General features: G+C 61.8%; 24 protein-coding genes. 6 read left to right on the top strand and 18 right to left on the bottom strand.

Going from position 1 to position 22,694, the window contains the following annotated elements; all coding sequences use genetic code 11:
- Positions 1 to 11 precede the first annotated feature (11 nt).
- From KVO92_RS15960 to ffh, 9 genes are all read right to left on the bottom strand, one after another.
- Entirely contained in the window at positions 12 to 1,316 is a 1,305-nt protein-coding gene (locus KVO92_RS15960) for a homoserine dehydrogenase (RefSeq protein WP_217476529.1), read from the bottom strand.
- A gap of 109 nt (positions 1,317 to 1,425) precedes the next feature.
- Positions 1,426 to 1,923, bottom strand: coding sequence for a GFA family protein (locus KVO92_RS15955; RefSeq protein ID WP_217476528.1), 498 nt, complete (start codon positions 1,921 to 1,923; stop codon positions 1,426 to 1,428).
- A 109-nt stretch (positions 1,924 to 2,032) separates the two neighbouring features.
- Positions 2,033 to 2,758: a DsbC family protein gene (locus tag KVO92_RS15950; protein ID WP_217476527.1), complete on the bottom strand. Its 726-nt coding sequence runs from the start codon at positions 2,756 to 2,758 to the stop codon at positions 2,033 to 2,035.
- 119 nt (positions 2,759 to 2,877) lie between these two features.
- A complete protein-coding gene (gene xerD / locus KVO92_RS15945; protein ID WP_217476526.1) occupies positions 2,878 to 3,774 on the bottom strand; it encodes a site-specific tyrosine recombinase XerD in 897 nt (298 codons plus the stop codon).
- A gap of 219 nt (positions 3,775 to 3,993) precedes the next feature.
- The gene (rplS, locus tag KVO92_RS15940) at positions 3,994 to 4,344 is read right to left on the bottom strand and encodes a 50S ribosomal protein L19 (RefSeq protein WP_021208319.1); all 351 of its coding nucleotides are present in this window, start codon (positions 4,342 to 4,344) and stop codon (positions 3,994 to 3,996) included.
- A 43-nt stretch (positions 4,345 to 4,387) separates the two neighbouring features.
- Positions 4,388 to 5,140 carry a tRNA (guanosine(37)-N1)-methyltransferase TrmD gene (gene trmD / locus KVO92_RS15935; protein ID WP_217476525.1) on the bottom strand — a complete coding sequence of 251 codons (753 nt, stop codon included), beginning with the start codon at positions 5,138 to 5,140 and terminating at the stop codon, positions 4,388 to 4,390.
- 5 nt (positions 5,141 to 5,145) lie between these two features.
- Positions 5,146 to 5,682: a ribosome maturation factor RimM gene (rimM, locus tag KVO92_RS15930; protein WP_217476524.1), complete on the bottom strand. Its 537-nt coding sequence runs from the start codon at positions 5,680 to 5,682 to the stop codon at positions 5,146 to 5,148.
- 5 nt (positions 5,683 to 5,687) lie between these two features.
- A complete protein-coding gene (gene rpsP / locus KVO92_RS15925; protein ID WP_158189667.1) occupies positions 5,688 to 5,939 on the bottom strand; it encodes a 30S ribosomal protein S16 in 252 nt (83 codons plus the stop codon).
- A gap of 186 nt (positions 5,940 to 6,125) precedes the next feature.
- Complete coding sequence (gene ffh / locus KVO92_RS15920) at positions 6,126 to 7,502, bottom strand: signal recognition particle protein (protein WP_217476523.1); 1,377 nt, start codon at positions 7,500 to 7,502, stop codon at positions 6,126 to 6,128.
- Positions 7,503 to 7,730: 228 nt separating this feature from the next.
- Between ffh and KVO92_RS15915 the strand changes: the two genes are divergently transcribed.
- Positions 7,731 to 8,531 carry a cytochrome C assembly family protein gene (locus KVO92_RS15915; RefSeq protein WP_217476522.1) on the top strand — a complete coding sequence of 267 codons (801 nt, stop codon included), beginning with the start codon at positions 7,731 to 7,733 and terminating at the stop codon, positions 8,529 to 8,531.
- A gap of 40 nt (positions 8,532 to 8,571) precedes the next feature.
- Positions 8,572 to 9,858: an HlyC/CorC family transporter gene (locus KVO92_RS15910; RefSeq protein ID WP_217476521.1), complete on the top strand. Its 1,287-nt coding sequence runs from the start codon at positions 8,572 to 8,574 to the stop codon at positions 9,856 to 9,858.
- Between the two features lie 23 nt (positions 9,859 to 9,881).
- On the opposite strand, the gene purT is transcribed toward KVO92_RS15910, so the two are convergent.
- From purT to KVO92_RS15890, 4 genes are read right to left on the bottom strand one after another with little or no spacing between them, the layout of a single operon-like run.
- Positions 9,882 to 11,063, bottom strand: coding sequence for a formate-dependent phosphoribosylglycinamide formyltransferase (purT, locus tag KVO92_RS15905; RefSeq protein ID WP_217476520.1), 1,182 nt, complete (start codon positions 11,061 to 11,063; stop codon positions 9,882 to 9,884).
- 60 nt (positions 11,064 to 11,123) lie between these two features.
- Complete coding sequence (locus KVO92_RS15900; protein ID WP_217476519.1) at positions 11,124 to 11,315, bottom strand: DUF1289 domain-containing protein; 192 nt, start codon at positions 11,313 to 11,315, stop codon at positions 11,124 to 11,126.
- Positions 11,312 to 11,836 (bottom strand): gamma carbonic anhydrase family protein, encoded by a 525-nt coding sequence (locus KVO92_RS15895; protein WP_217477275.1) that lies wholly within the window; start codon positions 11,834 to 11,836, stop codon positions 11,312 to 11,314. Before KVO92_RS15895 ends, KVO92_RS15900 begins: the two co-directional genes overlap by 4 nt.
- A 2-nt stretch (positions 11,837 to 11,838) precedes the next feature.
- On the bottom strand, positions 11,839 to 12,453 hold the full coding sequence (locus tag KVO92_RS15890) for a CoA pyrophosphatase (RefSeq protein WP_217476518.1): 615 nt from the start codon (positions 12,451 to 12,453) through the stop codon (positions 11,839 to 11,841).
- 221 nt (positions 12,454 to 12,674) lie between these two features.
- On the opposite strand from KVO92_RS15890, the gene KVO92_RS15885 reads away from it, so the two are divergent.
- From KVO92_RS15885 to KVO92_RS15870, 4 genes are all read left to right on the top strand, one after another.
- Complete coding sequence (locus tag KVO92_RS15885; RefSeq protein ID WP_217476517.1) at positions 12,675 to 13,229, top strand: NUDIX hydrolase; 555 nt, start codon at positions 12,675 to 12,677, stop codon at positions 13,227 to 13,229.
- Positions 13,230 to 13,257: 28 nt separating this feature from the next.
- Positions 13,258 to 13,758 carry a L,D-transpeptidase family protein gene (locus KVO92_RS15880; RefSeq protein WP_217476516.1) on the top strand — a complete coding sequence of 167 codons (501 nt, stop codon included), beginning with the start codon at positions 13,258 to 13,260 and terminating at the stop codon, positions 13,756 to 13,758.
- Positions 13,759 to 13,832: 74 nt separating this feature from the next.
- Entirely contained in the window at positions 13,833 to 14,282 is a 450-nt protein-coding gene (locus KVO92_RS15875) for a MarR family winged helix-turn-helix transcriptional regulator (protein ID WP_217476515.1), read from the top strand.
- A gap of 116 nt (positions 14,283 to 14,398) precedes the next feature.
- Positions 14,399 to 14,827, top strand: coding sequence for an organic hydroperoxide resistance protein (locus KVO92_RS15870; RefSeq protein ID WP_217476514.1), 429 nt, complete (start codon positions 14,399 to 14,401; stop codon positions 14,825 to 14,827).
- A 72-nt stretch (positions 14,828 to 14,899) separates the two neighbouring features.
- Here the strand turns inward: KVO92_RS15870 and KVO92_RS15865 are convergent, their stop codons facing one another.
- The 5 genes from KVO92_RS15865 to KVO92_RS15845 all read right to left on the bottom strand — a co-directional run bounded on the left by KVO92_RS15865 (position 14,900) and on the right by KVO92_RS15845 (position 22,639).
- Positions 14,900 to 15,217 carry a YqfO family protein gene (locus KVO92_RS15865; protein WP_217476513.1) on the bottom strand — a complete coding sequence of 106 codons (318 nt, stop codon included), beginning with the start codon at positions 15,215 to 15,217 and terminating at the stop codon, positions 14,900 to 14,902.
- Positions 15,218 to 15,414: 197 nt separating this feature from the next.
- A complete protein-coding gene (gene purL / locus KVO92_RS15860; RefSeq protein ID WP_217476512.1) occupies positions 15,415 to 19,311 on the bottom strand; it encodes a phosphoribosylformylglycinamidine synthase in 3,897 nt (1,298 codons plus the stop codon).
- Positions 19,312 to 19,558: 247 nt separating this feature from the next.
- Positions 19,559 to 20,335, bottom strand: a complete 777-nt coding sequence (locus tag KVO92_RS15855; protein ID WP_217476511.1) for an amino acid ABC transporter ATP-binding protein — start codon at positions 20,333 to 20,335, stop codon at positions 19,559 to 19,561.
- 11 nt (positions 20,336 to 20,346) lie between these two features.
- Complete coding sequence (locus KVO92_RS15850) at positions 20,347 to 21,444, bottom strand: amino acid ABC transporter permease (RefSeq protein WP_217476510.1); 1,098 nt, start codon at positions 21,442 to 21,444, stop codon at positions 20,347 to 20,349.
- 10 nt (positions 21,445 to 21,454) lie between these two features.
- Positions 21,455 to 22,639, bottom strand: a complete 1,185-nt coding sequence (locus tag KVO92_RS15845; RefSeq protein WP_217476509.1) for an amino acid ABC transporter permease — start codon at positions 22,637 to 22,639, stop codon at positions 21,455 to 21,457.
- Between the last annotated feature and the right edge of the window lie 55 nt (positions 22,640 to 22,694).

The following is a 22,694-nucleotide window of genomic DNA, read 5'->3' as shown; positions in this document are numbered from 1 at the left end:
CGGCTCCAGAGTTAGTTCAGCTGCTCGACGCGGATCCGCACCACGCTGCCCACGACGTCGGAGAGCGCCTCCAGCGCGGCGATCGCGTCGTCGATGCGTTGCTCGATGACCCGATGGGTAACCAGAATGACCGGTACCAGGCCGTCGTGGACCTCGGCCTCTTTCTGCATGATCGATTCGATGTTGATGCCGCGCTCGGAAAGGATAGTCGCGACCTGGGCCAAAACGCCCGGATGATCCTTGGCCTGGATACGCAAGTAATAGGCGCTTTCGCAGGCGCCGATCGGCAGGATCGGATGCGCGGAGAGCGAATCGGGCTGGAACGCCAGGTGCGGGACACGGTTGTTCGGGTCGGTGGTCAGCGCGCGCGCCACGTCGACCAGATCCGCAACAACCGCCGACGCCGTCGGCTCCATGCCGGCCCCGGCACCGTAATACAGCGTCGAACCGACCGCATCGCCGTTGACCATGACCGCATTCATCACGCCGTTGACGTTGGCAATCAGGCGATCAGCCGGGATCAACGTGGGATGTACACGCAGTTCGATCCCCGCCTCTGTGCTGCGGGCAACGCCCAGATGCTTGATGCGATAGCCCAACGCCTCGGCATAATTGACATCAGCGGTGGTCAGGCGGGAGATACCTTCGGTATAGGCCTTGTCGAACTGCAGCGGTACGCCGAAGGCAATGGACGCGAGGATGGTCAGCTTGTGCGCAGCGTCGATGCCTTCGACGTCGAAGGTCGGATCAGCCTCTGCATAGCCGAGCTCCTGCGCTTCCTTGAGCACGTCCTCGAAGGTGCGACCCTTCTCGCGCATTTCAGTGAGGATAAAATTGCCGGTGCCATTGATGATGCCGGCCAGCCAGTTGATGCGATTGCCCGCCAGGCCTTCACGGATCGCCTTGATCACCGGAATGCCACCGGCGACCGACGCTTCGAACGCGACGATCACGCCTTTCTCGCGTGCCTTGGCGAAGATTTCGTTACCGTGCACGGCGATCAGCGCCTTGTTGGCTGTCACCACGTGCTTGCCGTTCTCGATGGCGGTGAGGACCAGATCACGGGCCAGGGTGTAACCACCGATCAGCTCGACCACGATGTCGATCTCGGGATTGTTCGCGACCTCGAAAATATCGGCGGTAATCGGGGTGGTACCGGTGTTGCACCTTGGGTTTGCACGACGAGCCGCGATCTGCGCGACTTCGATTCCACGCCCGGCGCGGCGGGCAATTTCCGCAGCGTTGCGTTCGAGCACATTGAAGGTACCGCTACCGACGGTTCCCAGCCCACAGATGCCCACTTTCACCGGTTTCAAGCTGCACTCCCCATTGCCAGCGAACGACCCTGCACAGCGGCCGAACAAAAGAGTCGCACATTACGAAGCGCGCGGGATTTAGTCAATCGGCCGCACCCGGAACACGCCGCTAGCCGGCATTCTCCTGCGCGCCGATGCGCTGGTGCCATTGGGCGAGCGACTCATCGGGATAACCATCGAAACACCGATCGTTGGGCTCCACCTGAGGCTGCACCCAGGCCGCCTTGGACGCGAGCATGATGTGCACGGATTCAGGTGGGCTCGGCAATTCGCTGTCGATGGCCGACGCGTGCGGATGCACCAGGTCCGGCCAGTTGGGATCCCACAACCAGAGCGCACTACCGCACTGCTTGCAGAAATGCCGCTGACCGTCGCTGACACGGGTTTCGCCGGTCTGCTCATCGACTATTCTGGCCTGGTAAATACTCACGCTTTCCCGCCCTTCGACGCGCAGCGTCCGATGATCGCCCCCCAGGTTGATCGCATAGCCGCCGCCTCCTGCCGTCTTGCGGCAGATCGAGCAATAACAGCGCATGAACGGGTACGGCTCGAGCGACTCGAGCGAAAAACGGACAGCCTTGCAATGACAGGAACCATCGAGCTTCATGTTCGCACCTCCTCGGTATGCCTTAAGGCTTTGAACACGAGCGAAGGAACAGTTCAGCGAATGGCATCGAGTGACGGCACCTTCTGGATCGAAGATGCCGTGGCTTGGCTTACTTGGCCTTCAGGGCAAGCTCGGCAAGCTGGGGGGCCGGCTGATAGCCGGGGATGACCTGGCCATCGGCCAGAACGATCGCAGGCGTACCTTGCACGCCGATCTGTTGACCCATCGCGTACTGCTCCGCAACCGGGTTATCGCACTGAACGACCGGTATTTCCTCGCGCGCCTTGGCCTTGTTCATGGCCGCCTGGCGATCCTTGGAGCACCAGACGCTGGCAAGCGTGTTGGCGCCATGGCTACCCATGCCTTGGCGCGGGAACGCCATGTAGCGAACCTCGATACCCAGGCGATTCAGCTCAGGCACTTCGCTATGCAGCTTCTGGCAATAGCCACAATCGGTATCGGTGAATACGGTGATATGTGCCTTGGGATGCTCCGGCGCGAAGACCACCATGTCGCTGGTCGGCACGGCATCGATCAGCTTCGCGACCGAACGACTCTGAGCCTGCTCGGTCAGGTTGACGGCCTGGCCGTCCTTGAACTGAAACATATAGCCCTGGATCACGAACTGCCCATCGGCGCTTGCGTAGAGTTGGCGCCCGCCCCTGAGCTGGACCTGATAGACACCCTCCATGGGGCTTTCCGCGATGGCCTCGATAGGCATATCCGGCTGGATGGACTGCAGCGAATCACGAATGGCCTTGTCAGGATCTGCAGCCGAGGCAACGGTGCTGACAACGCCGAGGGTCGCGGCAGCAAATAAACGAATCACGCGCATGGAGTCTCCGGGCGACTTCGATCGGGAAAGCGCAGATTACCATAGCCACCATGGCGCGGCGCCTGGCAAAGGATTCGCTCGTCGACTTTGTGGGCTGCTACGCAACCCGCAGCGCTCGATCATCCGCGCGGGTGATGCTCCGCGTGAAGCGCCTGCAATCGCGCACGGGCGATGTGGGTATAGATTTGCGTGGTCGATAGATCACTATGCCCCAGCAGCATCTGCACGGTCCGGAGATCCGCTCCGTGGTTGAGCAAATGTGTGGCGAAGGCATGGCGTAGCGTGTGCGGCGATATCGATGCGCTGATTCCGGCCTGCCGGGCATGCAGCTTGATGCGATGCCAGAACGTCTGCCGGGTCATCAAATCGCCGCGACGACTAGGAAACACCACATCGCTGGCCTTTCCGGCAAGTAACGCATCCCGCCCGTCGCGCAGATAGCGCTTCAACCAATGCATGGCCTCTTCCCCCAACGGCACCAGTCGCTCCTTGTTACCTTTGCCGAAGGTACGCAGCACCGCTTGCCGCGGGTTGATCTGCTCGAGGGTCAAGCCAACCAATTCGGTCACCCGCAATCCGCAGGCGTAGAGCACTTCCAGCATGGCGCGATCGCGAAGCCCCAACGGGTCGCCAATGTCCGGCGCAGCCAGCAGCGCCTCTACGTCCGCCTCGGACAAGGCCTTGGGCAACGGCCGCCCCAACTGCGGCAAGTCGACCCGCAAGGTCGGATCGACCGAAACCACCCCTTCACGCAACAGGAAACGATAGAAGCCACGCAAACCAGACAGCAGCCGAGCCGTGGACCGCGCCTTGTAGCCGTTCTGCAGCCGCCAGGCGAGATGATCGAGGATTACCTCTCGCCCCGCATCGGCCAGCCGCACGCCCCGCTCGTCCAACCAGCCGTTGAACAATGCCAGGTCGCTGCGGTACGCCTCACGCGTGTTGTCGGACAGGCCCTTTTCAAGCCAAAGGGCATCGAGAAAACGATCAATGACCGGATCATCAAGGGCAGGCATGGCGATTCACCGCAAGAACAAGCGCATGAGTGTTCCACAGACGACTATGAGCGAGCCAGCGCAGGGCGGCTCGTTAAGCGAGACGAGGAGCGAGTCGATTGTATGCTCGATCCGAGACACTGAAACCCTGGGTGGCGGCTCCCAGCCCCAATGGAGTTCAGCTCGCCTGAAAACGAAAAAGCAGCCCGAAGGCTGCTTTTTCGTTGCAAGGATCGCTTCTCAGGAAAGCTTTTCCTTGATGCGGGCCGCCTTGCCGGACAGCGCGCGGAGGTAGTACAGCTTGGCTTTGCGAACGTCGCCACGGCGCTTGACGCTGAGGCTGTCGACCATCGGGCTGTAGTACTGGAAAGTACGCTCGACACCGACACCGTTGGAGATCTTGCGAACGGTGAATGCGCTGTTCAGACCACGGTTGCGCTTGCCAATCACGACGCCTTCGAAGGCCTGCAGACGCTCACGCTCACCTTCCTTCACCTTCACCTGGACAACTACGGTGTCACCAGGGGCGAACGGAGGCAGTTCTTTGGTCATCTGCTCGGCTTCGAGCGCCTGGATAATCTTGTTGGTCATGCTGTGCTCCTAAGGCAGGCCATCATGGCGTACCATCGATACGTTAACTATCGTCCCGCTGGCGGATATATTCCGTCAGCAGCTTTTGTTCTTCTCCAGAAAGCGAGCGGCTATCCAGAAGATCAGCGCGACGTTCCCAGGTCCTTCCGAGGGACTGCTGCAAGCGCCAGCGCCGGATGTGTTCATGGTTGCCACTCAGCAGCACCTCAGGAACACGTTTATCCGCATACACTTCCGGTCGCGTGTAGTGCGGGCAGTCGAGCAGGCCGTCCGTAAACGAATCCTCCTCGGCGGAATCAGCATGACCCAGCGCTCCGGGGAGCAGTCGGGTCACCGCGTCGATCAGCACCATGGCCGGCAATTCACCGCCGGACAACACGTAGTCACCGATCGACCATTCCTCGTCGACATGCGCCTCGATGAAGCGTTCGTCGATTCCTTCGTAGCGACCGGCAATGAGGATCAAACCCTCCTCTTTTGCCAGGTCGCGAACGTCAGCCTGTTTCAGCTGACGCCCCTGCGGCGACAGGTAGATCACCTTCACCTTGCCGCCGGCGGCCTGCCTGGCATCGGACAAGGCAAGTTCGAGCGGCTTGATCTTCATCACCATACCGGGGCCGCCGCCGAAGGGGCGGTCATCCACCGTCTGGTGTCGATCGTCGGTATAGCTACGAGGGTTCCAGCATCGCAACTGGAGCAGCCCCTGCTTTACAGCGCGACTGGTGATCCCGTAGTTGCTGATGGCAGCGAACATGTCCGGGAACAGACTGATGACCTCGACACGAAAGCTCGACATGTCGCTCAGAAGTCCGCATCCCATTCGACGCGCATCTCGCCTGCATCCAGATCGACCTTCAACACACAGGGGTCGGTATAGGGCAGCAAACGCTCTCGATCGTCCAGGCTGCCGTCAAACGGCTTGACCACCAGAACGTCGTTGGCTCCGGTCTCGAGCAGATGATCCACCCGCCCAAGCACCTGCCCGAGCTGGTTGATGACCGTCAGGCCCTGAAGCTGGAACCAGTAATACTCTTCGCCGGTCAATGCGGGCAGTTCGCTACGCGGTATGCAGATCTCGAAGTCGGCGTAGGTACGCGCCACTTCACGATCAGTCAGCCCTTTGAGCGTAGCCACCAGAATCTTGCCCTGGAGGCGCCCCTTGACCAGCTCAACCTGCTTGACTTCGTCGCCTCGCCTGAGCGTCCAGCGTCGATAATCCAGCAGATTGTCGATTGGATCGGTAAAGGAATAGACCTTTACGTCTCCCCGCACGCCATGCACCGAAACGATCTTGCCGATGACAATCAGGTCTTCGGCCGGGGCTGACGTCGCGTTCATATAGCTTAGGCAGCAGCCTTGGCAGCTTCCTTCAGCAGCTGAGCAACACGCTCAGACGGCTGCGCGCCCTGGCCCAGCCAATAAGCAGCACGCTCCTGGTTTACAGAGAGCTTCACTTCCGCACCCGAAGCGACCGGATTGAAGAAGCCGATACGCTCAACGAAGCGACCATCGCGCGGATTGCGGCTGTTGGTCACGGTCAGGTGGTAGAAAGGGCGCTTCTTGGAGCCGCCACGGGCGAGACGAATAGTTACCATGTGAACATCGTTCCTGTAGTCGGTACAGCAAATCTGAATGCAGGGCCCAAGGCCCGAAAGGCCGCATATTCTAAGGATTATCCGGACTTTTGCAAATGGCTTTTTCAAAAACAAGCGCAGGCCTGGCGCACTGGCCCGCCAGGCCGCGGCGACGCCCGACGGAAGGGCCTCGCCGAAGACCTCGAATCAGAACTTGGGCATCCCACCGCCAGGGAACATGCCACCCATGCCGCGCATCATCTTGGCCATGCCGCCCTTGCCGCTGACCTTCTTCATCATCTTCTGCATCTGCTTGTGTTGCTTGATCAGCCGCCCGATGTCCTGAACCTGGGTACCGGAGCCCATGGCGATGCGCCGCTTGCGCGAACCGCTGATGATGTCGGGATTGCGCCGCTCGCCAGGTGTCATCGAATTGATAATGGCTTCCATTTGCTTGAACTGCTTCTCAGCGGCGCCTTGCGCGTTGCCCATCTGCGACAGATTCACGCCGCCGATTGATGGCAGCTTGTCCATCAGGCCGCCAAGCCCGCCCATGTTTTTCATCTGCTGGAGCTGATCGCGGAAATCTTCCAGATCGAAGCCCTTGCCTTTCTTAAGCTTCTTGGTGAGCTTCTCGGCCTTCTCTCGGTCGAGGGTCTGCTCGGCCTGTTCAATCAGGCTGAGCACATCACCCATACCGAGGATGCGCGACGCGATACGGTCCGGATGAAACGGCTCGAGCGCGTCGCTCTTTTCACCCATGCCGAGGAATTTGATCGGCTTGCCGGTGATATGACGGACTGACAGCGCAGCACCGCCACGCGCATCGCCGTCGACCTTGGTCAATACCACGCCAGTCAGCGGCAGCGCCTCGCCGAACGCCTTGGCGGTATTGGCCGCATCCTGACCCGTCATGGCGTCAACCACGAAGAGCGTCTCGGCGGGCTTGATCGCGGCGTGCACGGCCTGGATCTCAGCCATCATCTCGGCGTCGATAGCCAGACGCCCGGCGGTGTCGACCAGCACCACGTCGATGTACTTGAGTTTGGCTTCGCGAATCGCCGCCTGAGCGATCTCGACCGGTTTCTGGCTGGTATCGGACGGGAAGAAGGTCACACCCACTTCCGCAGCCAGGGTTTCCAGCTGCTTGATCGCCGCCGGGCGATAGACGTCAGCCGAGACCACCAGCACCGACTTCTTCTTGCGCTCCTTGAGGAAGCGGGCAAGCTTGCCGACCGTCGTGGTCTTGCCCGCCCCCTGCAGGCCGGCCATCAGCACCACGGCCGGGGGAACCACACTGAGGGCAAGATCCTCGTTGGCCGCGCCCATCAGCTCTTCGAGCTCAGCGCGCACGATCTTCACGAATGCCTGACCCGGCGTCAGGCTTTTGGACACTTCGGTGCCGACCGCCCTGTCCTTGACCCGGGCAACGAAGTCCTTGACCACCGGCAGCGCGACGTCGGCCTCGAGCAGCGCCATACGTACTTCGCGCAGGGTATCCTTGATGTTGTCCTCGGTCAGCTTGGCCTTGCCGGTGACATGGCGAAGCGTCTGAGAGAGGCGGTCGGTTAGGTTTTCAAACATGTGCCGTGTCCACGCTGGATGTGGTTAAGGCGCCGATTATAGAAGCTGCGACCCCTGGGCCGGTACCCCACCGTCGAGGCTTTTCATCGTGACCATCCAGCCCGCCTCCGCGATTGCCGCGCAGTCGGCCACATGCCGAGCGCAGCGGCCTATATGCGTTATTCACGCACTTTTGTGCGCCCAGGGTTTGTGCCACACTCAGCGCCTTTCGAGCCTGCTAACAGACCTATGCACCCTCTGCTACCGAGCCTAGCCGCCGCCTGCCTTTACGCAGGCGTCACTGGATACCAGGGCCTGCGCCTGGCGCAACGCACCGTGCCGGACAAACGTCTGCTTCTTGCGTTGGGCGCGCTGGCGCTAATGGCGCACGGGGTAAGCCTGTTCATTCAGCTGCTTTCGCCCAGCGGGCTGCATCTCGATTTCTTCACGGCCTCGAGCCTGATAGCCGCTGCCGTCATCCTGCTGATCCTGCTGGCGCTCTACCGCATGCCGGTCGAGAACCTTCTGCTGCTGCTCTTTCCGCTCGGCTGTTTGACGGTGCTGTTCGCCCAGTTCGCGCCTTCCGGCACCGCGCCGGCGATTGCCGAAGAGCCGGGCATTCTGGCCCACATCCTGTTCTCCATACTGGCTTACGGCATGCTCACGATCGCCGTTTTCCAGTCGCTGCTGTTGCTGCTGCAGGACCATCACCTCAAGCACAAGCATCCCTCTGGCCTGATCAAGAATTTCCCGCCGCTACAAACCATGGAGAGCCTGCTGTTCGGCTTTCTGCTCGCCGGCTGGCTGCTGCTGTCGGCTTCGCTGATCTCCGGCTGGTTGTTCCTGGAGAACCTGTTCGCCCAGCATCTGGTGCACAAGACGCTATTGTCGGTGGTCGCCTGGGTGGTCTTTGGCCTGCTGTTGTGGGGGCGACATCAGCTTGGCTGGCGCGGCTACAAGGCCATCCGCTGGACGCTGGCGGGCTTCTGCCTGCTGATGCTGGCCTATTTCGGCAGCAAGCTGGTCCGCGAATTCATCCTGCATGTCTAACAGCGCGCGGCGAAACATCAACGGACTCTAGGAACACCAAGTGGAACATCTACACCCCGGCTTCCTGGTCGGCATGCTGGTCTTCCTGCTTTTGTGCTCGGCCTTCTTTTCAAGTTCCGAAACCGGAATGCTCAGCCTGAACCGCTACCGCCTGCGTCACCGGGCCAAGGAAGGGCACCGCGGCGCCAAGCGAGCGAGCACGCTGCTCGAACGACCGGACCGGCTGCTCGGCACCATTCTGGTCGGCAACAACTTCGTCAATATTCTCGCCTCGTCGATCGCAACGGTCCTCGCCATTAAAATCTGGGGCGAAGCCGGTATCGCCATCGCCACCATCGGCCTGACCGTCATCTTGCTCATCTTTGGCGAAATTACCCCGAAAACGCTTGCCGCATTGCGGCCCGAAGCGGTCGCCTACCCCGTCAGCCTGCCGCTACTGCTGCTGCAACGAGTGCTCTATCCGCTGGTGGCACTGCTCAACTGGATCAGTAACGGCCTGCTCAAGCTGCTCGGCGTCGACCTGTCCAACAAAGGCAACGACAGCCTCTCCACCGAAGAGCTGCGTAGCGTGGTGCATGAATCGGGTAGCGACATGCCGATGAATCGCCAGAGCATGCTCCTCGGCATCCTCGATCTGGAAAGGGTCACGGTCGATGACATCATGATCCCGCGCAACGAGGTTGCCGGCATCGACCTCGAGGACGACCTGGAAACCATCGTGACGCAGTTGCGCACGACGCCGCACACGCGCCTTCCGGTGTTCCGCAAGGACATCAACCAGATCGAAGGTATCGTGCACATGCGCCAGATCGCCCGCCTGCTCAGCCATGACCAGCTGACGCGCGAGAGCCTCCTGGAGGCCTGCAACGAGCCCTACTTCATTCCTGAAAACACGCCGCTTTCCACGCAGCTGGTGAACTTCCAGAAGCACAAGCGCCGCATCGGCATCGTTGTCGACGAGTACGGCGACGTTCTGGGGATCGTCACCCTGGAAGACATTCTCGAAGAGATCGTGGGCGAGTTCAGCAACCAGGACGCCTTGCGCAGTCCCGATATTCACCCGCAAGACGACGGTACTCTGGTGATCGACGGTGCCGCCTACCTTCGCGAAGTGAACCGGGCACTTGGCTGGCAACTGCCCTGTAACGGCCCTAAAACGCTGAACGGGCTGATCACCGAGGCGCTTGAACATATCCCTGATAGCGGCATCTGCCTGCAGATCGATCAGTACCGGCTCGAGATCCTGCAAGCGGCCGACAACCGCGTCAAAAGCGTCCGCGCCTGGGTAATCGAAGACAGTCAGAAGCCTGCCGACGACGCGCCCTGAGGCACGCCGCCCATGGACGCGCTTTAAAGCTCCGTGTCGATTGCCGCAGCGGCCCGTAGCGCCTTGGCACGCGCGTCTTCGATCGAACTATCTCGCGCCAACGCAACGCCCATCCGCCGCTGACCGCTGACGCCCGGCTTGCCAAACAGCCGCAACGCCGTGTCCGGCTCGGCCAGCGCCGCGGCCAGGTGACCGAAACTGACTTGATCGGACTCGCCCTCCACCAAGACCACCGCCGAAGCGGACGGGCCAAACTGTCGAACCGCCGGGATGGGCAATCCGAGGATTGCCCGCGCATGCAGGGCGAACTCGGAAAGATCCTGAGAAATCAGCGTCACCAGACCGGTATCGTGCGGCCGGGGCGACACCTCGCAGAACCAGACCTTATCGCCCTTGACGAACAGTTCAACGCCAAAGATACCGCGCCCTCCCAGCCCCTGCGTCACGGCCAATGCGATGCGCTCAGCCTCCGCTCTTGCACCGGGCATCATCGCCTGGGGTTGCCACGACTCCTGGTAATCGCCTTTTTCCTGCCGATGACCGACTGGCTCGCAAAAGGTCGTTCCACCTGAATGGCGGACGGTCAGCAGCGTGATCTCGTAGTCGAAATCGATGAAGCCTTCGACAATCACCCGCCCTTTACCTGCACGCCCGCCAGCCTGTGCGTACTCCCACGCCCCGGTGATATCGGCATCGGCGCGCAGCACCGACTGGCCTTTGCCGGACGAGCTCATGACCGGCTTGATCAGGCAGGGAAACCCCAGCGCAGCGACCGCCGAGCGGCACTCATCCAGCGAATCGGCGAAGCGGTAAGGCGAGGTTGGCAACCCCAGCTCCTCGGCAGCCAGGCGGCGAATCCCCTCGCGGTTCATCGTCAGTTGCGCGGCCCGGGCATTGGGAATGACGGTGTAGCCCTCGCCCTCCAGCTCGACCAGCGTCGCGGTGGCGATCGCCTCGATTTCCGGGACGATGAAATGCGGCTTTTCCTGCTCGATGACCGCGCGCAACGCGGCGCCGTCGAGCATATCGATAACATGGTGCCGATGAGCCACCTGCATCGCCGGCGCGTTGGCATAGCGGTCGACCGCTATGACCTCCACGCCCAGACGCTGGAGCTCGATGACCAACTCTTTGCCGAGCTCGCCGGAACCGCAGAGCAGCACACGGGTAGCGCTGGCCGACAGCGGCGTACCTATTCGGGGCATGTCATTCCTCGCAATGCAGACAGTTAAGAAATTCCCTTGCCAACGCCTTGCGCATCGGCCTTAAAAGAGCAGCCCGCTCACGCGAGCCCGCTCCTGACAACGCAGGAGCACCTGACGCCGCTCCAGGTTGTCCATGCGACTCCAACGACGAATCTCGTCGACGCTGCGCTGGCAGCCCGTACAGTGGCTGTCTTCATCCAAGGCGCAGATACTGACGCAAGGCGAGGCGACCGGTTTGTCGTCGTGGCTCAATCTTCCTGCTCCACCAGGTCACGCGCGTAACGCTGGGCGTTGTGCACATAATGAGCGGCGCTGGCCTCGAGCATCTTTTTCTGCTGCTCGGTCAGCTCACGGACGACCTTGCCGGGCGAGCCCACAACCAGCGAGCCATCCGGGATCTCCTTGCCTTCGGCAATCAGGGTGTTGGCGCCGATGATGCAATGCTTGCCGACCTTCGCCCCATTGAGTATCACCGCGTTGATCCCGACCAGGCTGTAGTCGCCAACCACGCACCCGTGCAGCATCGCATTGTGGCCAACCGTCACACCGGTACCCAGCGTCAGCGGATGCCCCATGTCGGTGTGCATGACAGTGCCATCCTGCACGTTGCTGTTCTCGCCGATATGGATCAGTTCGTTGTCGCCACGCAACACCGCACCGAACCAGACACTGGCCCCGGCCTCCAGGCGGATCTTGCCGACCAGCGTGGCATTCGGCGCCACCCAGCTCTGCGGGTGGCATTCAACACGGGCATCGCCCAGGCGATATTTCACGGTCATGACCTCTTCTGGCTCAGATCGATAAAGGAAGCCGGAGGACGGCGCATCTCGATTCCGGCGTCATAGATCAGGTTCACCAGCTCGACGATCATAATCGCCGTCAACCCCCAGATCTTGTATTCGCCATAGCGGTATGACGGCACGTACCAGGCGCCGCCCTGATAGTCGATGCGGTGGGTGACCTCACGAACATCCTGGCAAAAGAATTCCAGTGGCACGGAAAACACCGAAGCGATCTCGGCATCATTGGCTCGATACTCGACGTAGTCCGGCACGATCCCGACATAAGGCGTGACATGGATTCCGTGCAGCGAAACCAGGCTGCTTAGCGGACCGACAACTTCGACCAAGGCCGGCATCAGGCCGACCTCTTCCTCGGCCTCGCGCAGGGCTGTATGAATCAGGTCGCGATCTTCGGGGTCGCGCCGACCGCCGGGAAACGCCACCTCGCCGCCGTGGGTGGACAAGCCACTGGCGCGAAGGGTCAGCACCAGCTCAGGCGACTCACTGCGCGTGATCGGCATCAACACCGCCGCTTCCGGCATCCGGCCTTCCGGCTCCAGGAGATGCGGGGAGTAGTCACGCACCCGTTGGAGAATCTTGTCCAGCATGAAGCATCTCGTTCAACCTTTGTCGGGCATCATGGCATGAATCCCCCAGGCGCCCAAGACAGACGAAACCAAAACCGGCGCCGTTAGGACAGCCGGAATGCTACAAATCGATGTAGCAACTGTCGCTGCCCCGCTTTTCGCGGCAAACTGGCGTTGACCAGCAGACGACCCGGCGATTTCACGGTGATGACCGGCATCATCCATTGACCGAAGGAAGCACGATGAAATACTGCAGCCAGTGTGGCGGCTCGATCATTGAGCGGGTGCCGGAGGGTGACAACCGCAACCGCTTCGTCTGCACCGCCTGCGACATGGTGCACTACCAGAACCCACGCATCGTGGCCGGCTGCCTACCCGTCTGGAACGACCATGTACTGCTCTGTCGCCGAGCCATCGAACCACGTCGCGGCTACTGGACCCTGCCAGCCGGCTTCATGGAGAACGGCGAAACGGTTCAGCAGGCGGCCGAAAGAGAGACGCTGGAGGAGGCCTGTGCCCGAGTCACGGACCTGCAGCTCTACACCCTATTCGACTTGCCGCACATCAACCAGGTGTACATGTTCTTCCGCGCCGAACTGGTCGATGACGGTTTCTGCGCCGGCGAGGAAAGCCTTGAGGTCAGGCTTTTCCGACAGGCCGAGATCCCTTGGTCAGAGCTGGCTTTTCCCACCGTGGGCCGTACCCTAGAATACTTTTTCGCCGACCGGGTGCAGCAGACCTTCCCGGTGCGCAACGAAGCCATCGAAGCAATGCGGGTGGCGGGCAGACAGGTCTGATGCCGTAAGGATTCAGGAAAAGCTCTCCATGCGCTGGCTGTTAGCGATCTGTTGTTTCACCTTTGCCACCCTTTCCCATGCTACCGCCGCGCCCATGCTTGATGACTCGTTCATCGACAAGGTGCTGGTGGTCAAGTCCGAACGCCAGCTCCACCTCATCAGCCGTGGCGTCGTCATGAAGAGCTATCGCATCTCGCTGGGCAAGCAGCCTGGCCCCAAGGAGCGCGAGGGCGATAAGCGCACGCCAGAGGGGTTCTACTGGATCGACTGGCGCAAAACCTCCGATAAATACAACCTGGCGATGCACATCTCCTATCCGAACGCCAAGGACTTGGAGCGAGCCCGCCGCGAAGGCGCGCGCCCAGGCAGCATGATCATGCTGCACGGCACGCCGGTCGATGAAGAGTACCCCGAGTGGTTCTTCCACACCCTCGACTGGACCGAGGGCTGTATCGCCCTGAAGAACGATGACATGCGCGAAATCTGGAACCTGGTCAAGAACGGTACCCTGATCGAAATTCGCCCCTGATCCAGCGTTCCGAGCTTGGCAGCAGGCGAGGCAGCGCGTTAACGTGAAACCACTCCCTCGCCATTCGGCCGCCCATGACGACGACAGATTCTGACGAGCAGCTCCAGCTGGATAATCAGCTGTGCTTCGCCCTTTATTCCGCCTCCCTGCAGATGACCAAGGCTTACAAGCCCTTGCTCAAGAGCATCGGTCTGACGTACCCGCAATACCTGGCGATGCTCGTACTATGGGAGCGTGACGGACTGACGGTGAGTGAGATCAGCACCCGCCTGTTGACCGACCCCGGCTCGCTGACACCCCTGCTCAAGCGCCTGGAAGCCGAAGGCTTGCTCAGTCGCATCCGCAGGCGCGATGACGAGCGCGTGGTCGAACTCCATCTCACGGTCGCAGGGCGTGCCCTGAAAGACCGTGCCCGCGACTTCCCCGCCTGCATGCTCGAGTGCACCGGGCAATCGCCTGAAGCCCTGTTGGCACTGCGCGACCAGCTCGCGTCCCTTCGCGAAGCGTTATTACAACGCAGCTGAGCACATCCAGGCACGCGCCCCAACCGGAGTGGTCCACGTAGCGCTCGATAATTATCTTGCGCACTAAATATATGCGCGATAACTTATTGTCATCCACCCAATGAGAGGAAACCGCCATGCAGACCATCAAGGCTCTCTACACCGCTACCGCCACAGCCACTGGAGGCCGTGACGGGCGTGCCGTAACCCCGGACGGAATGCTCGACGTGAAGCTGTCCACCCCGCGTGAGCTGGGCGGCCAAGGCGGTGAAGGCACCAACCCCGAGCAACTCTTCGCTGCGGGCTACTCCGCCTGCTTCATCGGTGCGCTCAAGTTCGTCGCGGGTCAACAGAAGCAGCCGCTTCCCGCCGACACCTCGATCACCGGCCAGGTCGGGATCGGCCAGATTCCCGGCGGGTTCGGCCTCGAGGTGCAACTGAACATCAACCTGCCGGGCCTGGATCAGGCGGCTGCGGAGCAACTGGCCGAGGCTGCGCACCAGGTCTGCCCCTACTCCAACGCCACGCGCGGAAACATCGACGTGCGCCTGAACGTCAGCGTCTGATCAGCCCGAAAACCCCACATGAAAAAGCCCGGGCCGCCTGTGGCGACTCGGGCTTTTCATTGCTGCATCCTGTCAGAACTGCAGATCCGATAGCCGCCATACCTCGAATGCGGGCGTCTCGTACGGATGGGCACGCTTGAGTGCCTTGACGCTGTCATGGATCAGCTCGTCAGCCACCACGAGCTCGACCTTCCACTCAGAGACCGAGTGCACCTGCCCCAGCTGACCGAGAAACGGCTTGCTGCCTTCGAGCGGTCGATACTGTCCGTGGCCGAGCACCTGCCAGCAGCAACTGTCGTAGGCGCCGATGCGCCCGGCTCCGGCCGCGAAAACCGCCTGTTTGACGGCGTCCAGATGAGTATCCGGGACGTAGAAACAAAGCTTGTACATCAACCTCTCCGCACAAGAACACTCGGCGGAGCGCTTCTCCGTCGAAGCGCTCGCCTCGCCGAACCCGGCCGGCAAAGCCGAGCGCCTCTATCAGACGCCGGCACCGGCGCTAGGTTCATCCGCAGCGGTCGACCAGATCACGGTTACAAAAAAGCCCGGAGCGCTATTCACCTCCGGGCTCTTCCGCTGCGCTGACCTCAGTCCACCCAAACCCGCGCGTTGCGGAACATGCGCATCCAGCCGCCGTCTTCCTGCCAATCGTCCGGACGCCAGGAGTTGGTCACGGCGCGGAACACACGCTCAGGGTGCGGCATCATAATGGTCACGCGGCCGTCACGGGTAGTCAGCCCGGTGATGCCTCGCGGCGAGCCGCCCGGGTTGGCCGGATAACGCTCGGTGACCTTGCCATGGTTATCGATGTAACGCAGCGCGACCGTGCCGGACAAGTCAGCCTCGAGTAGCGCTTCTTCGCTCTCGAATTCGGCGTGACCTTCGCCATGCGCAATGGCAATTGGCAGGCGCGAGCCGGCCATGCCCTGCAGGAAGATCGAGGGCGAATCCTGGATTTGCACCATCGCCACCCGCGCCTCGAACTGCTCGGAACGGTTACGAACGAAATGTGGCCAAGACTCGCTACCCGGCACCAGCTCGTGCAGGTTGGAGAGCATCTGGCAACCGTTGCACACGCCCAGGGCGAAGCTGTCCTTGCGCTCGAAGAAGGCACCGAAGTCCTCACGGGCGCGGCCGTTGAACAGGATCGACTTGGCCCAGCCTTCACCGGCGCCCAGCACGTCGCCGTAGGAGAAGCCGCCGCAGGCCACCAGCCCTTTGAAGCGCTCGAGGCTGATGCGCCCGGACAGGATATCGCTCATGTGAACATCGACCGCCGCGAAGCCGGCACGGTCGAACGCAGCGGCCATCTCGGTCTGACCATTGACGCCCTGCTCGCGCAGGATCGCCACTTCCGGGCGGACCCCACGTTTGATGTAGGGCGCAGCGATATCCTCGTTGACGTCGAAGCCCAGCGTGACGCTCAGCCCCGGATTGTCTTCCTCGAGCAGCGCGTCGAACTCCTGGTCGGCGCAGTCGGCATTGTCGCGCAGGCGCTGGATTCGGTAGCTGGTCTCCGCCCACTGCCGTTGCAGCAGACGGCGATCGCCTGCAAACACATCCGCGCCCTGGAACCGGATGGCCACGTGGCCGTTGTTGACCGGCTGGCCGATGACCGACACGCAGTCGGCGAGCCCCGCAGCGCTAAATTGGGCCAGCACCACTTCGGTATCACCCTGGCGAACCTGAATCAGCGCACCCAGCTCCTCGTTGAACAGCGCCGCAGGAATCTGCGCCGCGCTCTCCACGAGCCCATCGAGGTTGAGATTGAGACCGCAGTGACCGGCGAAGGCCATCTCCAGCGCTGTCGTCAGCAAGCCGCCGTCGGAACGATCGTGGTAGGCCAAGAGCAGGCCATCGGCATTCAGCCCCTGGACCACGGCGAAGAACGCTTGCAGGTCCTCGGCGTCATCGACATCCGGCGCCTGACGTGCCATCTGGCCATAGACCTGGGCCAGGATCGAGGCGCCCATGCGGTTCTGCCCGCGGCCGAGGTCGATCAGCACCAGGTCGGTTTCGCCTTTATCCAACCGCAGTTGCGGCGTCAGCGTCTGGCGGATATCGACGACCGGAGCAAAGCCGGACACGATCAGCGACAGCGGCGACGTCACGCTCTTCTCCGCGCCCTCATCGTTCCAACGCGTCTTCATGGACATCGAGTCCTTGCCCACCGGAATGGTGATGCCCAGCTCCGGACACAACTCCATGCCGACCGCTTTGACTGTGTCGTACAACCGCGCGTCCTCGCCCGGGTGACCTGCAGCGGCCATCCAGTTGGCGGAAAGCTTGATATCGGAAATTTTGTCGATGCGAGCGGCGGCCAGGTTGGTCAGCGTTTCGCCAATCGCCATACGCCCCGACGCGGGCGCGTCGAGCAGCGCCAGCGGGGTACGCTCGCCCATGGCCATGGCTTCGCCGGTATAGACGTCATAGCTGGTGGCGGTCACCGCACAGTCAGCCACCGGCACCTGCCAGGGGCCGACCATCTGATCGCGCGCCACCATGCCGGTGATGCTGCGATCGCCGATGGTGATCAGGAAGCTCTTGCTGGCCACCGCCGGGTGATGCAGGACACGATCGATCGCTTCGGTCAGATCGACCTGCTCGGCGGCGAAATCGTCGCCTAGCTCGGCCTCGCGTACGGCGCTGCGGTGCATACGTGGCGCCTTGCCCAGCAGCACATTGAGCGGCATGTCGACCGGGTTGTTGCCGAAATGACTGTCGGCGACGGTCAGTTGCGGTTCGGCCGTCGCTTCGCCGACGACCGCGAAGGGGCAACGCTCGCGCCGGCAGATCGCCTCGAAACGCTCGAGATCAGCCGCATCGACCGACAGGACATAGCGCTCCTGGGACTCGTTGCACCAGATTTCCAGCGGCGCCATGCCCGGCTCGTCGTTAGGTACGTTGCGCAGCTCGAAACGCCCACCGCGGCCGCCGTCGTTGACCAGCTCGGGGAAGGCATTGGACAGGCCGCCCGCACCGACGTCGTGAATGAACTTGATCGGATTCTTGTCGCCCAGCTGCCAGCAGCGGTCGATGACCTCCTGACAGCGACGCTCCATTTCCGGGTTGTCGCGCTGTACCGAAGCGAAATCCAGGTCCGCCGAGCTGCTGCCGGTGGCCATCGAGGACGCCGCACCACCGCCCAGGCCGATCAGCATGGCCGGGCCGCCCAACACGATCAGCTTGCCGCCGACCGAAATATCGCCCTTCTGGACGTGGTCCTCGCGAATGTTACCCATCCCGCCGGCGAGCATGATCGGCTTGTGGTAGCCGCGCACCTCTTCGCCATGCGGGGTGTCGATCACTTGTTCGAAGGTGCGGAAGTAACCGCTCAGCGCAGGCCGACCGAACTCGTTGTTGAACGCCGCGCCACCCAGCGGGCCTTCGATCATGATGTCCAACGGCGTGACGATGCGCTCGGGCTTGCCGTAGGGCACTTCCCAGGGCTGTTCGAAACCGGGGATGTTCAGGTTCGACACGGTGAAGCCGGTCAGGCCGGCCTTGGGCTTGGCGCCACGGCCGGTGGCGCCCTCGTCGCGAATCTCACCGCCCGAACCGGTGGCGGCGCCTGGGAACGGCGCGATTGCAGTCGGATGGTTGTGGGTCTCCACCTTCATCAGGATGTGCACCGGCTCGCGGTTGGCCGCGTACTCACCGGTATCCGGATTCGGATAAAAACGGCCGGCCACGTTGCCGACGATCACCGCAGCGTTGTCCTTGTAGGCGGACAGCACGCCTTCGCCGTGCAACTGATAGGTGTTCTTGATCATGCCGAACAGGGACTTGTCCTGGCTCTCGCCGTCGATGTCCCAGCTGGCGTTGAAGATCTTGTGGCGGCAGTGCTCGGAGTTGGCCTGGGCGAACATCATCAGTTCGATGTCGTGAGGGTTGCGCCCTAAATCGGTGAAGCTGGTCACCAGATAGTCGATTTCATCTTCGGCCAGCGCCAGACCCAATTCCACGTTGGCCCGCTCCAGCGCCGCGCGACCGCCACCGAGGACATCAACCGCCGTCAGGGGCTTGGGCTGGGCGTGGCTGAACAGGTTCTCAGCCTCTTCGAAGCGCTCGAGCACCAGCTGGGTCATGCGGTCGTGCAGCGCCGCAGCGATCTGCCCGACCTCGTCATCGGACAGCTCTCCAGCCACGTAATAGGCGATGCCGCGTTCCAGACGCTGAATCTTGTCGAGACCACAGTTGCGGGCAATGTCGCTGGCCTTGCTCGACCAGGGAGAAATGGTGCCGAAACGAGGGATTACGAGAAACAGCCGGCCGGCAGGCTCCTGCACCGGTACGCTCGGCCCATATTTCAGCAGCCGGGAGAGCACGCGCTCCTCGTCCGCGCCAAGCGTGCCGGATACTTCAGCGAAATGAGCAAACTCGGCATACAACCCGCTCACGGCGGGGACCTTCGCGGTCAGTTGTGCCAGGAGCTTGCCGTGACGGAAGGCGGAAAGAGCGGGAGCGCCGCGCAGGATCAACATCGTCGGAACAGCCTCGGGGAGGGGAGCAGTCGGGCCGCGTATTCTAGCCCATGACGGCCGTCGAGGCTAAGCCTGCTGCAAGCAGGTGATGCGGACGACGATCCGCCCGCGGCCTCACGGTGGCCCGCAGACAGCACGAAGGCCCGCCGCAGACCGCAAGCGGTCCGGTGGCGTGCCGATCGAGCCCTGCCGCCACCCTAACGCTGCACCGAAGCCCGTCCTGAATGCGGCGTGAACCGCTGCGTACTTAATGCAGTATCTGGCTGAGGAACAGCTTGGTCCGATCGTTGACCGGGTTGGTGAAGAAGGTGTCGGGATCGGCCTCTTCGACGATCTCGCCCTTGTCCATGAAAATGACCCGATCGGCCACGGTGCGGGCGAAGCCCATCTCATGGGTCACGCAGAGCATCGTCATGCCGCTTTCAGCGAGCCCGACCATGGTGTCGAGCACCTCCTTGACCATTTCCGGATCCAGCGCCGACGTCGGTTCATCGAACAGCATGATCTTCGGCTTCATGCACAGCGCACGTGCAATCGCGACCCTTTGCTGCTGGCCACCCGACAGCTGGCCGGGAAACTTGTTGGCCTGCTCGGGAATCCGCACCCGCTCCAGATAATGCATGGCGATTTCTTCGGCCTGGCGTCGTGGCATTTTGCGCACCCACATGGGTGCCAGCGTGCAGTTCTGCAACACCGTCAGGTGTGGAAACAGGTTGAAGTGCTGGAACACCATGCCGACTTCGCTGCGGATCGCCTCGATCTGCTTGAGGTCGTTGGTCAGCTCCACGCCATTGATGACGATGCGCCCCTGCTGATGCTCTTCCAAACGGTTGAGGCAACGAATGGTGGTGGATTTCCCCGAGCCGGACGGCCCGCACAGCACGATCCGCTCGCCCTGCGTGACGTTGAGATTGATGTCCTTGAGCACGTGGAACTGGCCGAACCACTTGTGCACACCTTGCATCTGGATGACCGGTTCGTCCGCCTGCGCAGGTTGATCGGAACGTAGAGAAGTGTCGCTCATGATGTGAGTCCTTAATTCCGGTGGCCGGTGTCGAGCTTGCGTTCCAGGTGCATCGAGTAACGCGACATCCCGAAGCAGAAGATCCAGTAGACCAGCGCTGCGAATACATAACCCTCAGTGGACATTCCCAGCCAGGCTGGGTCCGATGTCGCCCGTTTGATGCTGTTGAGGAAGTCGAACAAGCCGATGATGATCACCAGGCTGGTGTCCTTGAACAGGGCGATAAAAGTATTGACGATGCCGGGAATGACCATTTTCAGCGCCTGCGGCAGGATCACCAGGATCATGCTGCGCCAATAGCCCAAGCCCATCGCCGCAGCGGCCTCGTACTGCCCCTTGGGGATCGCCTGTAGACCGCCGCGCACCACTTCTGCGACATAGGCCGCCTCGAAGAAGATCACCATGACCATGGCGCGCATCAGCTTGTCGAGGTTCATCCCCTCTGGCAGAAACAACGGCAACATCACCGAAGACATGAACAGCACGGTGATCAGCGGCACGCCACGCCAGAACTCGATGAAGGTCACGCAGAGGACCCGGATCGCCGGCATGTCCGAGCGCCGACCAAGCGCTAGTAGAATGCCGAGCGGTAGCGCCCCAGCGATACCCACCGCCGCAATCACGATGGTCAGCATCAGTCCGCCCCAGCGACTGGTCGGCACGTTTTCGAGGCCAAGGAAGCCGCCGTGCAGCAACCAGTAGGCGAGTAGCGGATAAGCGATGAGATAGGCGATGCCATAGCGTGCCTTGTGCGGCATCTGGCGCAGGAACAAGGGCGCTGCGCCGACGATGGCAAGCCACGCGGTCGCATCCACCCGCCAGCGCAGTTCCGGCGGGTAGAAACCGTACATGAACTGGCTGAAGCGCGTCTGCACGAACACCCAGCAAGCGCCTTCGCGCGTACAGTCGGCGCGGGTTTCGCCGCTCCAGTCGGCCTTGATGATCGCCCATTCGAGAATGGGCGGAACGATTATCCAGATCAGATACAGCCCGGCCAGCGTCAGCAGCGTGTTCAGCCAACTGGAGAACAGGTTGGCGCGCATCCAGCCAATCACGCCGATGTTCGCCGATGGCGCCGGCAGGTCCGGCTTGAAAGTATGAGTTGTCATGCGCTCGCCCTCACCGTTCGATCAGCGCAATGCGCTTGTTGTACCAGTTCATCAGCAGCGAGATGCTGATGCTGATCGCGAGGTAGACGCTCATGGTGATCGCCATGGTTTCTATTGCCTGCCCGGTCTGATTCAGCACCGTCCCTGCGAACAGCGAGACCATGTCGGGATAGCCGATTGCAGCGGCCAGCGAGGAGTTCTTCGCCAGGTTGAGGTATTGGCTGGTCAGCGGCGGGATGATCACCCGCATGGCCTGGGGGATGATGACCAGGCGCAGGACGCGGCCTGGGCGAAGCCCCAGCGAAGCGGCGGCCTCGGTCTGGCCGTGACTCACCGACTGGATACCGGCGCGTACGGTCTCGCCGATGAAGGCCGCGGTGTAGATCGACAGGGCCAGCACGATCGACACCAGCTCGGGAATGACCACCCAGCCGCCACGAATGTTGAAGCGCTGCAGTTCCGGCACCTCCCAGAGAAACGGCGCGCCAAACAGCGGTGCAGCTAGGCTCGGGATAGCAACGAACAAGGCGACACTGACCCAAAACGCCGGAAAGGTCTGACCGGTCGCGTCATGCCGTGCACGTGCCCAGCGGTTAAGCAGGACAATGGCCACCAGCGCCGTGACCAAGGCAATCCAGAACGCCCAAAAGCCCTCCCCGGCGCTTGGCGAAGGCATCTGCACACCGCGGTTGTTGACGAACACGATGTCCCACAGGCTCAAGCTGTTGCGAGGCCCAGGTAGCGGGCTGAGCACGGCGAAGTAGACGAAGAATATCTGTAGCAGCGGCGGGATGTTGCGGAACGTCTCGATGTATACGGTGGCGATCTTGCGAATCAGCCAGTTGGGCGACAATCGCGCTACCCCGAGGATGAAGCCAATGAGCGTCGCCAGGATGATGCCGATGACGCTGACCAACAGCGTATTGAGCAACCCCACCCAGAACACACGGCCGTAGGAATCGCTTTCGCTGTAGTCGATCAGGTGTTGGGAGATGCCGAAGCCGGCGGCGTTATCGAGAAAGCCGAAGCCGGAGGTGATGCCTCGATGAGCGAGGTTGGTCTGGGTATTGTCGAAGAGAAACCAGCCGACAGCCACGACCGTCACGACTGCCAGAATCTGGAACAACCAGGCGCGCGCCTGTGGATCCGTGAGCAACGAGCCGCGCGTTGCCCCCGTTTTGGCGATGGTTCGCATCAAGAAACCTCATAAGGCACTGCCGATGCGAGCGCACCGGCAGTGCTCGTCCCTG

The sequence above is a fragment of the Stutzerimonas stutzeri genome (assembly GCF_019090095.1).
Classification (GTDB): Bacteria; Pseudomonadota; Gammaproteobacteria; order Pseudomonadales; family Pseudomonadaceae; genus Stutzerimonas; species Stutzerimonas stutzeri_AN.
Note: the sequence above shows the minus strand (reverse complement) of the source record. Positions and strands in the feature narration are given on the sequence as shown.